General features: G+C 63.0%; 12 protein-coding genes. 8 read left to right on the top strand and 4 right to left on the bottom strand.

Annotated features, from left to right (window positions below; translation table 11 throughout):
* Positions 1 to 526: 526 nt before the first annotated feature.
* The 4 genes from gyrB to dnaA are packed head-to-tail and all read right to left on the bottom strand — an operon-like array spanning position 527 to position 6,650.
* Positions 527 to 2,947, bottom strand: coding sequence for a DNA topoisomerase (ATP-hydrolyzing) subunit B (gyrB, locus tag EV691_RS22640; protein ID WP_131301626.1), 2,421 nt, complete (start codon positions 2,945 to 2,947; stop codon positions 527 to 529).
* 5 nt (positions 2,948 to 2,952) lie between these two features.
* Positions 2,953 to 4,056, bottom strand: a complete 1,104-nt coding sequence (gene recF, locus EV691_RS22635; RefSeq protein WP_131301623.1) for a DNA replication/repair protein RecF — start codon at positions 4,054 to 4,056, stop codon at positions 2,953 to 2,955.
* An 18-nt stretch (positions 4,057 to 4,074) separates the two neighbouring features.
* The gene (gene dnaN, locus EV691_RS22630) at positions 4,075 to 5,178 is read right to left on the bottom strand and encodes a DNA polymerase III subunit beta (protein ID WP_089166635.1); all 1,104 of its coding nucleotides are present in this window, start codon (positions 5,176 to 5,178) and stop codon (positions 4,075 to 4,077) included.
* 29 nt (positions 5,179 to 5,207) lie between these two features.
* Positions 5,208 to 6,650, bottom strand: coding sequence for a chromosomal replication initiator protein DnaA (gene dnaA, locus EV691_RS22625; RefSeq protein WP_131301621.1), 1,443 nt, complete (start codon positions 6,648 to 6,650; stop codon positions 5,208 to 5,210).
* A 601-nt stretch (positions 6,651 to 7,251) separates the two neighbouring features.
* Here dnaA and rpmH point away from each other — a divergent pair.
* The 8 genes from rpmH to EV691_RS24335 all read left to right on the top strand — a co-directional run bounded on the left by rpmH (position 7,252) and on the right by EV691_RS24335 (position 12,055).
* A complete protein-coding gene (gene rpmH, locus EV691_RS22620) occupies positions 7,252 to 7,386 on the top strand; it encodes a 50S ribosomal protein L34 (RefSeq protein ID WP_003458028.1) in 135 nt (44 codons plus the stop codon).
* A 14-nt stretch (positions 7,387 to 7,400) separates the two neighbouring features.
* On the top strand, positions 7,401 to 7,793 hold the full coding sequence (gene rnpA / locus EV691_RS22615) for a ribonuclease P protein component (RefSeq protein ID WP_039807273.1): 393 nt from the start codon (positions 7,401 to 7,403) through the stop codon (positions 7,791 to 7,793).
* Entirely contained in the window at positions 7,786 to 8,031 is a 246-nt protein-coding gene (yidD, locus tag EV691_RS22610) for a membrane protein insertion efficiency factor YidD (protein ID WP_039807269.1), read from the top strand. The genes rnpA and yidD overlap by 8 nt, the downstream gene beginning before the upstream one ends.
* A 2-nt stretch (positions 8,032 to 8,033) precedes the next feature.
* Positions 8,034 to 9,707 (top strand): membrane protein insertase YidC, encoded by a 1,674-nt coding sequence (gene yidC / locus EV691_RS22605; protein WP_131301618.1) that lies wholly within the window; start codon positions 8,034 to 8,036, stop codon positions 9,705 to 9,707.
* A 67-nt stretch (positions 9,708 to 9,774) separates the two neighbouring features.
* On the top strand, positions 9,775 to 11,142 hold the full coding sequence (gene mnmE / locus EV691_RS22600; protein ID WP_131301615.1) for a tRNA uridine-5-carboxymethylaminomethyl(34) synthesis GTPase MnmE: 1,368 nt from the start codon (positions 9,775 to 9,777) through the stop codon (positions 11,140 to 11,142).
* A 138-nt stretch (positions 11,143 to 11,280) separates the two neighbouring features.
* A complete protein-coding gene (locus tag EV691_RS24345) occupies positions 11,281 to 11,577 on the top strand; it encodes a transposase (RefSeq protein ID WP_377802375.1) in 297 nt (98 codons plus the stop codon).
* Positions 11,574 to 11,903 carry an IS3 family transposase gene (locus EV691_RS24340; RefSeq protein ID WP_377802376.1) on the top strand — a complete coding sequence of 110 codons (330 nt, stop codon included), beginning with the start codon at positions 11,574 to 11,576 and terminating at the stop codon, positions 11,901 to 11,903. The genes EV691_RS24345 and EV691_RS24340 overlap by 4 nt, the downstream gene beginning before the upstream one ends.
* Positions 11,900 to 12,055 carry a hypothetical protein gene (locus EV691_RS24335; RefSeq protein WP_377812121.1) on the top strand — a complete coding sequence of 52 codons (156 nt, stop codon included), beginning with the start codon at positions 11,900 to 11,902 and terminating at the stop codon, positions 12,053 to 12,055. The genes EV691_RS24340 and EV691_RS24335 overlap by 4 nt, the downstream gene beginning before the upstream one ends.
* Positions 12,056 to 12,158 lie beyond the last annotated feature (103 nt).

Below are 12,158 nucleotides of genomic sequence, written 5' to 3'. Positions count from 1 at the left end.
TCAAGGTGATCAAGCGCATGGCCTACGGTTTCCGGGACGAGGAGTACTTCTTCCTGAAAATCAAGGCCGCCTTCCCCGGGAAAATGCGATGAACCAATTATGGCCCTGCTATCGGCCTTGAATTGTCCAGTGGTTTTACGGCAGCGGCCGCTGGCGCTGTTTGTACTTTTATGGTTCTTCGCAAGAGTCGTGGAGAGGAGAAGATCGGCAACTAGGGAAACGGGTAAGTTGACCGTCGTGGTCGATATCCTCATCAGTGGCTGCCGTACTTATCCACAGAGTCTTTATCCACAGCTTCTTCATTTTGGCTCAATTGACAGCGCCTCCAGCACTCAACCAGCCGCATTTTTCCACTGACTTTGCCCTCTTTTCGCGAGCGGGACAGCTGGCCAGATGAAAGCCCGCCAATCCCTTATTAACACATAAGTATTTGATTTAAAAGAAAAACCCCGGCGAAAGGCCGGGGTTCCCGTATGACACTGAGATTGCTCAAATGTGTACAAACAATGTGCCCATCGACACTTCCTCACACATCCAGATTCGCCACCGCCAGCGCATTGCTCTCGATGAACTCGCGGCGCGGCTCGACGGCATCGCCCATCAGGGTGTTGAAGATCAGGTCGGTGGCGATGGCGTCCTCGATGGTGACCTTGAGCATGCGCCGCACGCTGGGGTCCATGGTGGTTTCCCACAACTGCTCGGGGTTCATCTCGCCGAGGCCCTTGTAGCGCTGGATGCTGTGGCGCTTGGTGCTTTCCGCCATCAGCCAGGCGAGGGCTTCCTTGAAGCTGGACACCGGCTTCTTGCGTTCGCCGCGCTGCACGTAGGCGCCGTCTTCCAGCAGGCTGTTCAGCTGCTCGCCGAGGGCGGTAACGGTGCGGTAGTCATTGCTGGCGAAGAAGTCGCGGTTGAAGGTGACGTAGCTGGACAGCCCGTGGGCGACCATTTCCACCTCGGGCAGCCAGAGATGACGCTCACGGTCCTCGCGCAGGCTGGCCCGGTAGGTCAGGCCGGATTTCTCGCTGGCCTTCAGGCGGGTCTGGAACTGCTCCAGCCAGGACTGCATGGCCGCCTGTTCGCCCAGCAGCTCGAGACCGACGCGCGGCAGGTAGACGAAGTGCTCGGTGATGTCTTGGGGATAGAGCCGCGACAGGCGGGCGAGGGTCTTCATCACCGTGCGGTAGTCGTTGACCAGCCGCTCCAGCGCCGGCCCGACAAGCCTGGGCGCGCGCTCGTTGACGTGCAGGCTGGCATCCTCGAGGGCCGACTGGGTCATGTATTCCTCCATGGCCTCGTCGTCCTTGATGTATTGCTCCTGCTTGCCCTTCTTAACCTTGTACAGCGGCGGCTGGGCGATGTAGACGTAGCCGCGCTCGATCAGCTCGGGCATCTGGCGGAAGAAGAAGGTCAAGAGCAGGGTACGGATGTGCGAGCCGTCGACGTCGGCGTCGGTCATGATGATGATGTTGTGGTAACGCAGCTTGTCGATATTGTACTCCTCGCGGCCGATCCCGCAGCCCAGCGCGGTGATCAGGGTGCCGACCTCGGCGGAGGAGAGCATCTTGTCGAAGCGCGCCTTCTCGACGTTGAGGATCTTGCCCTTGAGCGGCAGGATTGCCTGGGTCTTGCGGTTGCGGCCCTGCTTGGCCGAGCCGCCGGCGGAGTCACCCTCGACGATGTAAAGTTCGGAGAGAGCAGGGTCCTTCTCCTGGCAGTCGGCCAGCTTGCCGGGCAGGCCGGCGATGTCCAGCGCGCCCTTGCGGCGGGTCATCTCGCGGGCCTTGCGCGCGGCCTCGCGGGCACGGGCAGCATCGATCATCTTGCCGACCACCGCCTTGGCCTCGTTGGGATTCTCCAGCAGGAAATCGCCGAAATGCTTGCCCATCTCCTGCTCGACGGCGGTCTTCACCTCGCTGGAGACCAGCTTGTCCTTGGTCTGCGAACTGAACTTGGGATCCGGCACCTTGACCGAGATGATCGCGGTCAGGCCTTCGCGGGCATCGTCGCCGGTAGTCGCCACCTTGTGCTTCTTGGCCAGGCCTTCCTGCTCGATGTAGGCGTTCAGGTTGCGGGTCAGCGCCGAACGGAAGCCGGCCAGGTGGGTGCCGCCGTCACGTTGCGGAATGTTGTTGGTGAAGCAGAGGATGTTCTCGTTGAAGCCGTCGTTCCACTGCAGGGCGACTTCCACACCGACGCCGTCCTCCTCGCGCTGCATGTTGAAGTGAAACACCTGACTGACCGCGTTCTTGTGGGTATTCAGGTAGTCGACGAAAGCCTTGAGGCCGCCTTCGTACTTGAACAGCTCCTCCTTGCCGCTACGCTCGTCCTTGAGAACGATGCCGACCCCGGAGTTGAGGAAGGACAGCTCGCGCAGGCGCTTGGCGAGGATGTCCCAGCTGAAGTGGATATTGTGGAAGGTTTCCGCGGAGGGCTTGAAGTGGATCTGGGTGCCGGTGCCCTCGGTGTCGCCGACCGCGGCCAGCGGGGCCTGCGACACACCGTGCACGTAGGTCTGCTCCCATACCTTGCCGTCGCGGCGAATGGTCAGCACCAGCTCCTCGGAGAGCGCATTGACCACCGAGACCCCCACGCCATGCAGGCCGCCGGACACCTTGTAGCTGTTGTCGTCGAATTTGCCGCCGGCATGCAGCACGGTCATGATGACTTCGGCAGCGGAAACGCCTTCTTCCTTGTGCAGGTCGACCGGGATGCCCCGGCCATTGTCGCGCACGGTGATGGATTCGTCGGTGTGAATGGTGATGCTGATATCGTTGCAGTAGCCGGCCAGCGCCTCGTCGATCGAGTTGTCGACCACCTCGAACACCATGTGATGCAGACCGGTGCCGTCGTCGGTGTCGCCGATGTACATGCCGGGGCGTTTGCGTACGGCATCCAGGCCCTTCAGGACTTTGATGCTGGACGAGTCGTACGTCTGGTTTTCGCTCATTACCTTCACTCCCGATCGTGGGTCTGGGTGATACGGCCCTGTTCCACGTGGAACAGGGCAACTGGCGTGTCCGTGCGCCAGCCTTCACGCAATGCTTCAAGGTCTACGCAGGTGATGAACACCTGGCAGTTCAGTTCTTCGAGCAGGCGGCAGAGGGCGCGGCGATGCTGCTCGTCCAGTTCGGAGGGCAGGTCGTCGACCAGATAGATGCACTGGCCGCGTCTGGCGCGGTCGACGAGATGTCCTTGGGCGATCTTCAGCGCACAGACCACCAGCTTCTGCTGACCGCGCGAAAGAAGATCCGCGGCGTTGTGCGCGGCCAGGCGCAGACGCAGATCGGCCCGCTGGGGACCGGCCTGGGTATGCCCCAGCTGTTGATCACGCGGCAGGGAAGCAGCAAGAACCTCGCCGAGCGAGCGCTCCCGGTCCCAGCCGCGGTAGTAGCTCAGGGTCAGACCGTCCAGCTCCACCAGCTCGCGCAGAACGCTCTCGAAGACCGGCTTCAGCGCCTGAATGTAGCTGCGTCGATAACTGTCGATTTCCTCGCTCGCCAGGCACAGTTCCCGGTCCCAGGCGGCTTGCGAAACAGCGTCGATTCTACCATGGCGCAGCCAGGAGTTCCGCTGGCGCAGGGCCGTCTGCAGGCGCTGCCAGGCTGGCAGGAAACGAGGTTCCACGTGGAACACGCCCCAGTCCAGGAACTGCCGGCGCACCTTGGGTGCACCTTCCAGCAGGCGAAAACTGTCCGGATTGATCAGCTGCAGCGGCAGGGCCTCGGCGAGCTGCGCGGTGCTGCGCACGTTCTGCCCGTCGATGCGAATCTGCAGTTCGCCCAGCCGGTTGCGGGCCACGCCGAGATTACACACACGCCCGTCGTCGCCTCCCTGCACCTGGCCGAATACCGTGCAGGTCGGCTGCTCGTGCTGGATCACCGGCGAAAGGCGCTGGCTGCGGAAGGAGCGAGCCAGGCCGAGTAGATAGATCGCCTCCAGCAGGCTGGTCTTGCCGCTGCCGTTGGCACCGTAGAGGATGTTGATGCGAGGCGAGGGAGTGAGGGTCACCGGGTGCAGGTTGCGCACCGCGGTGACGGTCACGCGTCCGAGGGACATCGACGCAGAACGACAGGCTTACAGGCGCATCGGCATGACGACATAGGCAGAGTCGTCATTGTCGGCTTCCTGGAGCAGGGCGCTGCTGTTGGAGTCGGACAGGGTCAGGCGTACCTGCTCGGCGCTCATCACGCCCAGTACATCGAGCAGATAGCTGACGTTGAAGCCGATCTCCAGAGCATCGCCGCTGTAGTCCACCGCCACTTCCTCCTCAGCTTCCTCCTGTTCCGGGTTGTTGGCCTGGATCTTCAAGAGGCCGCTGGCCAGTTGCAGACGGATGCCTCGGTACTTCTCGTTGGAGAGGATCGCCGTGCGGCTGAAGGCCTCGCGCAGCAGCTGGCGGTCGCCGAGTACCTTCTTGTCGCCGCCGCGCGGCAGCACGCGCTCATAGTCGGGGAACTTGCCGTCGACCAGCTTGGAGGTGAAGGTGAACTCGCCGGTGGTAGCGCGGATGTGGTGCTGGCCGAGGACGATGCTGACCTCGCCGTCCTGGTCGGTGAGCAGGCGTGCCAGCTCCAAAATCCCCTTGCGCGGCACGATGACCTGATGGCAGTCGGTATGCTCGATACCGGCCTGCATGGCGCACAGCGCCAGGCGGTGACCGTCGGTGGCGACCGCGCGCAGCACGCCGCCGTTCATCTCCAGCAGCATGCCGTTCAGATAGTAACGCACGTCCTGCTGAGCCATGGCGAAGCTGGTGCGCTCGATCAGCCGGCGCAGCTTGCTCTGCACCAAAGAGAAGGTCAGCGACCCTTGGCCTTCCTCGGCGGTGGGAAAATCGCCGGCCGGCAGAGTGGAGAGGGTGAAGCGGCTGCGGCCGGCCTTGATCAGGAGCTTCTGCTCGTCGAGGCGGATGTCGATCAGTGTGTCGTTCGGCAGGCTCTTGCAGATGTCCATCAGCTTGCGCGCCGGCACGGTGATCTCGCCGGGCTCGGCGTTTTCTTCCAGCGGCACGCGGCCGACCAGCTCGACCTCCAGATCGGTGCCGGTGAGCGACAGCTGCTGTCTTTCGACGACCAGCAGGACGTTGGAGAGCACCGGCAGGGTCTGCCGGCGTTCGACGACGCCGGCGACCAGTTGCAGTGGTTTCAGCAGGGCTTCGCGTTGAATGGTGAAATGCATGGTCCAGTCCCCAGTCGGTTGCGTCTGGCTCAGGTGGTCAGGGTACGCAGCAGGTTCTTGTAGTCCTCGCGGATGTCTGCATCGGATTCCCGCAGTTCGGCAATCTTGCGGCAGGCATGGAGGACGGTGGTGTGATCACGACCGCCAAAGGAGTTGCCGATCTCCAACAGGCTGTGGTTGGTCAGCTCCTTGGACAGCGCCATGGCGACCTGTCGCGGGCGGGCCACCGAACGCGAGCGGCGCTTGGAGAGCAGATCGGCGATCTTGATCTTGTAGTACTCGGCGACGGTGCGCTGGATGTTGTCGATACTGACCAGCTTGTCCTGCAGCGCCAGCAGATCCTTCAGCGATTCACGGATCAGTTCGATGGTGATCGGATGGTTGGTGAAGTGCGAGTGGGCGATGACCCGCTTCAGCGCACCTTCCAGTTCACGCACGTTGGAGCGGATGCGCTGGGCGATGAAGAAGGCGGCGTCGTGGGGCAGTTCGATCTTCGTCTGCTCGGCCTTCTTCATCAGGATCGCCACCCGGGTTTCCAGCTCCGGCGGCTCCATGGCTACCGTCAGGCCCCAGCCGAAACGCGACTTCAGGCGTTCCTCGAGCCCCTCGATCTCCTTCGGATAGCGGTCGCTGGTGAGGATAACCTGCTGGCCGCCTTCGAGCAGGGCGTTGAAGGTATGGAAGAACTCCTCCTGGGAACGCTCCTTCTTGGCGAAGAACTGGATGTCGTCGATCAGTAGCGCATCGACGGAGCGGTAGAAGCGCTTGAACTCGTTGATCGCGTTGAGTTGCAACGCCTTCACCATGTCGGCGACGAAGCGCTCCGAATGCAGGTAGACCACCTTGGCGTTGGGATTTTTCTTCAACAGGTGGTTACCCACGGCATGCATCAGGTGGGTCTTGCCCAGACCGACCCCACCATAGAGAAGCAGCGGATTGTAACCATGCTTGGGGTTGTCCGCCACCTGCCAGGCGGCGGCGCGCGCCAGCTGGTTGGACTTGCCCTCGACGAAATTCTCGAAGGTGAAGGCTCGATTCAGATAGCTCGTGTGCTTGAGTGCGCCCTCGACCTGCACCAAACGCTCAGTGTGCACCGTCGCCGGGTTCGCTGCCGGCTGTGCATCCACGGGTTTCGCACTTGGAGACTCGTCGGCCACCATCGGCGCGGATGCCTGAGCCACCGGCGGCGCCAGGGAAGCGGGCTGCGCCGCGCGCGGCGCAGGGCTACGCTTGCTGCCGATCAGCAGGGAAACCGAGGGCGTGACGTCCTCGCTGCGCTCGCCGAGCAATTCGAGCAGCCGGCTGAGGTACTTCTCGTTGACCCAGTCGAGAACGAAGCGATTGGGCGCATAGACAAGCAGCTCGTCGCCTTCGGCTTCCACCTGCAGAGGGCGAATCCAGGTGTTGAATTGCTGGGCGGGCAGCTCGTCGCGCAGCAGTTCGACGCACTGCTGCCAAAGTTCCACAGACACGTATCTCCCCTCGCCGCCCAGACGGCGGGCAAAAAACAGTCTGCCATTGTAGCCTTCCGAAATTGAGTTATCCACATGGACTGCGCGATGACCGTTCGTGGAAAGTTGACCGGTAACGGATCAGTCAAACGACTCCTTGAAAAGTCTGTTGATAACTGGCCGTGAAATCCGTGTACAACCCTGAGGAAAAATCCAGGGATAACTCTGCTGTGCATAACCATCCAATCTATACCCACGTATTGCACAGGTCGCGCACAAGAAATCCACCCATAATCGACAGATTTATACATTCGTGCAAAGCAGGCATTTCAAGGCTGTGAATAAGTTTTCCACAGATTTGTCGGAGACCAGTTAATACAGCAGTAACAGTCTTTTAAAAGATTTCCTTTCTCTAATTTTTCTGTGGACGCTTTCCACACGTCTTTTCAACAACCTCGAAAAACCCGGCGACCGCTCCCCAGAAAAACCCGGGGAGAGCCTGCGCTTTCCGGTTGCACTGCTGGTTGGAAATTGACCTGCCCCGCGGCTTTCTCTAGAATCGCCCGTCTCTTTAAATCGGGGGCCACTTCCGGCCCGCTACGTGACCACCAGGTAGAGCATCATGAAACGCACTTTCCAACCCAGCACCCTCAAGCGCGCTCGCACCCACGGTTTCCGTGCCCGCATGGCCACCAAGAACGGCCGTCAGGTCCTGTCGCGCCGCCGCGCCAAGGGCCGCAAGCGCCTGACCGTCTGATTCAGCCGGAACGGATGGTGAGTCGAGACTTCGGTCGGGAAAAGCGCCTGCTGATTCCCCGCCAGTTCAAGGCCGTCTTCGACTCCCCGACCGCCAAGGTTCCGGGCAAGCACGTCCTGCTCCTTGCGCGCCCCAACGATCTGGAGCACCCCCGCCTCGGGCTGGTGATCGGCAAGAAGAGCGTCAAGCTCTCCGTCGGGCGCAATCGTCTGAAACGTCTGATCCGCGACTCCTTCCGCCTGAACCAGGACAGCCTGGCCGGCTGGGACATCGTGGTAGTCGCCCGCAAGGGCCTCGGCGAGCTGGATAACGCCGAAGTGACGCAGCAATTCGGCAAGCTCTGGAAACGACTCGCCCGCAGCCGGCCGCAGACCGCTGCCGAGGCGGCTGGAAATTCCCATGCGTAAACTGGCCCTCGCCGCGATCCAGTTCTACCGCTACGCGATCAGTCCGCTGATGGCCAGCCATTGCCGTTTCCACCCCAGTTGTTCCTGTTATGCGCACGAAGCCATCGCCAGCCATGGCCTGCTGCGTGGCGGCTGGCTGAGCCTGTGCCGTCTCGGGCGTTGTCATCCCTGGAATCCGGGTGGCTACGATCCCGTTCCCCCGATCAAAACCTCCCGACCCTCTTCGATGGCCGAGTAACCATGGATATCAAACGCTCGATCCTGCTCGTCGCCCTGGCAGTCGTGTCCTACCTGCTGGTTTTGCAGTGGAACCAGGATTACGGCCAGGCACCGCTACCGCCCCAGAATGCCGTTGCCCAGAACGCCACGCCGGCCCTGCCGGAAGCCGCGTCCGCCACCCCGTCGGCCAGCGTGGACGTTCCCACCGCGGGCAGTGAAACCCGGACGCCGGACACCGCGGTGGGTACCGCCAGTCCCGACCTGATCCAGGTCCGCACCGATGTGCTGGAAGTGGCCATCGATCCGCGCGGCGGCGACATCGTGCAGCTCAAGCTGCCTCAGTTTCCGCGTCGCCAGGACCATCCGGAGATTCCCTTCCAGCTGTTCGACAACGGTAGCGAACGCCTGTACCTGGCGCAGAGCGGTCTGACCGGCGCCAGCGGTCCGGACGCCCGCGCCAGCGGACGCCCGCTGTACGTCAGTGAGCAGCGCAGCTACCAGCTGGCCGACGGACAGGACAGCTTGGTGGTCGAGCTGAAATTCAGCGAGGCCGGCGTCGATTACACCAAGCGCTTCACCTTCAAGCGCGGCGCGTACGACCTGGAAGTCCGCCACCTGATCGCCAACCACGGCGAGCAGCCCTGGAGCGGCAACCTGTTCGCCCAGCTCAAGCGCGATGCCAGCGCCGACCCGTCCTCGACCACCGCGACCGGCACCGCCACTTATCTGGGGGCCGCGCTGTGGACTGCCGACGAGCCGTACAAGAAGGTGTCCATGGGCGACATGGACGACAAGAGCCTGCGCGAAACCGTGCAGGGCGGCTGGATCGCCTGGCTGCAACACTACTTCGTGACCGCCTGGGTTCCGTCCAAGGACGACAGCAATCTGGTGCAGACCCGCAAGGACAGCCAGGGCAACTACATCATCGGCTTCACCGGTCCGGCACTGAACATCCCGGCCGGTGCCAGCGGCGAAACCGTTACCCGCCTGTATGCCGGTCCGAAGGACCAGGACCAGCTTGAGGCCCTCTCGCTGGGCCTCGAGCTGACCGTCGACTACGGCTTCCTGTGGTTCATCGCCCAGCCGATCTTCTGGCTGCTCGGTGTCATCCACGCCCTGCTGGGCAACTGGGGCTGGTCGATCATCGTCCTGACCATCATCATCAAGCTGGCCTTCTTCCCGCTGTCGGCGGCCAGCTACCGCTCGATGGGCCGCATGCGCGCGGTCGCGCCCAAGCTGCAGGCCCTGAAGGAACAGCACGGCGAGGATCGCCAGAAGATGTCCCAGGCGATGATGGAGCTGTACAAGAAGGAGAAGATCAACCCGCTCGGCGGCTGCCTGCCGATCCTGGTGCAGATGCCGGTGTTCCTCGCCCTCTACTGGGTGCTGCTGGAAAGTGTGGAGATGCGCCAGGCGCCCTGGCTGGGCTGGATCGTCGACCTGTCGATCAAGGATCCGTACTTCATCCTGCCGATCATCATGGGCGCGACCATGTTCTTCCAGCAGACGCTCAACCCGACGCCGCCGGATCCCATGCAGGCCCGGGTGATGAAGCTGATGCCGATCATCTTCACCTTCTTCTTCCTCTGGTTCCCGGCCGGCCTGGTGCTGTACTGGGTGGTCAACAACGTCCTCTCCATCGGTCAGCAGTGGTACATTACCCGGCAGATCGAGAAGGCCGCGCAGCAGGCCTGATCCCTTCCCGCCGTCAGCCAGACACAGACGCCCCCTTCGTGGGGCGTCTTGCTATCCGGAGTCCGCCATGCACAGTGCACGCGAAACCATCGCCGCCATCGCCACCGCCCAGGGTCGCGGCGGGGTCGGCATCGTGCGGGTTTCGGGCCCCCTGGCCGGGGTGCTCGCCGCGAGTATCTGCGAGCGTCCGCTCAAGCCGCGGCATGCCCACTACGGCGTTTTCCGCGACGGCACGGGCCAGGTGCTCGACGAAGGCATCGCGCTGTTCTTCCCCGGCCCGAACTCCTTCACCGGCGAGGACGTGCTGGAGCTGCAGGGTCACGGCGGTCCGCTGGTGCTCGACCTGCTGCTGCGCCGCTGCCTGGAACTGGGCGCGCGCATGGCCCGTCCGGGCGAGTTCAGCGAGCAGGCCTTTCTCAACGGCAAGCTGGATCTGGCCCAGGCCGAGGCCATCGCCGACCTGATCGAGGCCAGCTCGGCGCAGGCGGCGCGCAATGCGCTGCGCTCGCTGCAGGGCGAGTTTTCCCGCCGGGTGCACGCGCTGACCGAGCGACTGATCGAGCTGCGCCTCTACGTCGAGGCTGCCATCGATTTTCCCGAGGAGGAGATCGACTTCCTCGCCGATGGCCGCGTGCTTGAACTGCTCGACGGCCTGCGCACCGACTTGTCCACAGTGCTGCGCGAAGCGGGGCAGGGCGCGCTCCTGCGCGACGGCATGACGGTGGTCATCGCCGGCCGGCCGAATGCCGGCAAGTCCAGCCTGCTCAATGCCATGGCCGGGCGCGAATCGGCGATCGTTACCGACATCGCCGGCACCACCCGGGATCTGCTGCGCGAACATATCCACATCGACGGCATGCCGCTGCACGTGGTGGATACCGCCGGCCTCAGGGAAACCGCCGACCAGGTCGAGCGGATTGGCGTCGAGCGCGCCCTCCAGGCCATCCGCGAGGCCGACCGGGTGCTGCTGGTGGTGGATGCCAGCGCTCCGGAAGCGGCCGATCCCTTCGCCCTCTGGCCGGAATTCTTCGACCTGCATCCGGAGCCGGGCAAGGTCACCCTGATCCGCAACAAGGTCGATCTATCCGGCGAGCCGGTGGTTCAGGAGCAGGGCAGCGACGGGCAGGTCATTCTCGGTCTGTCGGCCCGCACCGGCGAAGGCCTGGAGATGCTGCGCGAGCATCTCAAGGCCTGCATGGGCTTTGAACAGACCGTCGAGAGCAGCTTCAGTGCCCGCCGTCGGCATCTGGAGGCCCTGCGCCAGGCCGCCGCCTATCTCGACCATGGGCACGCCCAGCTGATCGGCTGCGGGGCTGGCGAGCTGCTCGCCGAGGACCTGCGCCAGGCCCAGCAGGCACTTGGGGAAATCACCGGCGCCTTCACCCCGGACGACCTGCTCGGACGCATTTTCTCCAGCTTCTGCATCGGCAAATAACCGCGCCCTTTCCTATCCTGCTTCCCTTCCTTGCTTGACGGGGCGGCCCTTGCCGAAAGGGCCGCCCTGTAATGGCCTAATGATTCTGGACACCCCGATAGGGCGGTACGCTACCGTCACACAGCGAGGTAACAGAACATGGCAAAACGATCTTTCTCCACTGAGTTCAGGCACGAAGCAGCAGCCCTCGTGCTTGATCGCCACTACAGCGTGACCGAGGCCTGCACGGCGATGGGTGTCGGACCGACGGCCATGCGCCGCTGGGTCGAACAGCTCCGGCTCGAACGTGACGGCAAGACGCCGAAATCGAAGGCGATGACGCCAGAGCAGCAGCGCATTCAGGAGCTGGAAGCCCGTATTCGCCGGATCGAGCAGGAGAACGAAATCCTAAAAAAGGCTACCGCGCTCTTGATGTCCGACTCGCTCGATCGGTGAGCCTGATCGGCATGCTGAGCACGCAATTCCCGGTCATCGAGCTGTGCCTGACCTTCGGCGTTGGACGTAGCAGCTATTACCAGCAGCGCAGTCGGCAGGCCCGGCGCAATCCCCGCCGGGATCGCCTGCGGGCCAGGCTGGTCGTGCTGCACGAGCGTAGCCGGGGCTCGGCAGGAGCGCGCACACTGGCAGCCGCGCTACGCAGTGAAGGCCACGCTGTTGGCCGTTACAAGGCGGCCCGCCTGATGCGGGAGGCCGGTGTGGTCAGCACGCAGCAGCGCCGCCATCGTTATCGACTGGCCGTGGAGGCTTCTTTCGCAGTCTGAAAACCGAATGGATACCTGCCAGCGGCTATGGCAGCCCGGCTGAAGCAGAGTCCGATGTACTGCGCTACCTGACTTGCTACTACAACCAGATCAGATTGCACAGCAGCAACGGCTACAGAACTCCGGTGGCCATGGAGGCGCTGGCGGCCTGAGTTCCTAAAGGCTATGTCTGAGTTAGCTGTTGCAGCAAGCTAAGCTGATCATGACGTTTCCGCATGCGGGAGGTGGATCATGAAAGCGAGTCAGTTCACGCGA

Source organism: Azotobacter chroococcum (assembly GCF_004339665.1).
In the GTDB taxonomy this organism is placed as follows: domain Bacteria; phylum Pseudomonadota; class Gammaproteobacteria; order Pseudomonadales; family Pseudomonadaceae; genus Azotobacter; species Azotobacter chroococcum.
Note: the sequence above shows the minus strand (reverse complement) of the source record. Positions and strands in the feature narration are given on the sequence as shown.

Coding starts and splice junctions, on each gene's coding strand:
- gyrB (WP_131301626.1), bottom strand. CDS start 2,947: ATGAGCGAAAACCAGACGTACGACTCGTCCAGCATCAAAGTCCTGAAG.
- recF (WP_131301623.1), bottom strand. CDS start 4,056: ATGTCCCTCGGACGCGTGACCGTCACCGCGGTGCGCAACCTGCACCCG.
- dnaN (WP_089166635.1), bottom strand. CDS start 5,178: ATGCATTTCACCATTCAACGCGAAGCCCTGCTGAAACCACTGCAACTG.
- rpmH (WP_003458028.1), top strand. CDS start 7,252: ATGAAACGCACTTTCCAACCCAGCACCCTCAAGCGCGCTCGCACCCAC.
- rnpA (WP_039807273.1), top strand. CDS start 7,401: ATGGTGAGTCGAGACTTCGGTCGGGAAAAGCGCCTGCTGATTCCCCGC.
- yidD (WP_039807269.1), top strand. CDS start 7,786: ATGCGTAAACTGGCCCTCGCCGCGATCCAGTTCTACCGCTACGCGATC.
- yidC (WP_131301618.1), top strand. CDS start 8,034: ATGGATATCAAACGCTCGATCCTGCTCGTCGCCCTGGCAGTCGTGTCC.
- mnmE (WP_131301615.1), top strand. CDS start 9,775: ATGCACAGTGCACGCGAAACCATCGCCGCCATCGCCACCGCCCAGGGT.
- EV691_RS24345 (WP_377802375.1), top strand. CDS start 11,281: ATGGCAAAACGATCTTTCTCCACTGAGTTCAGGCACGAAGCAGCAGCC.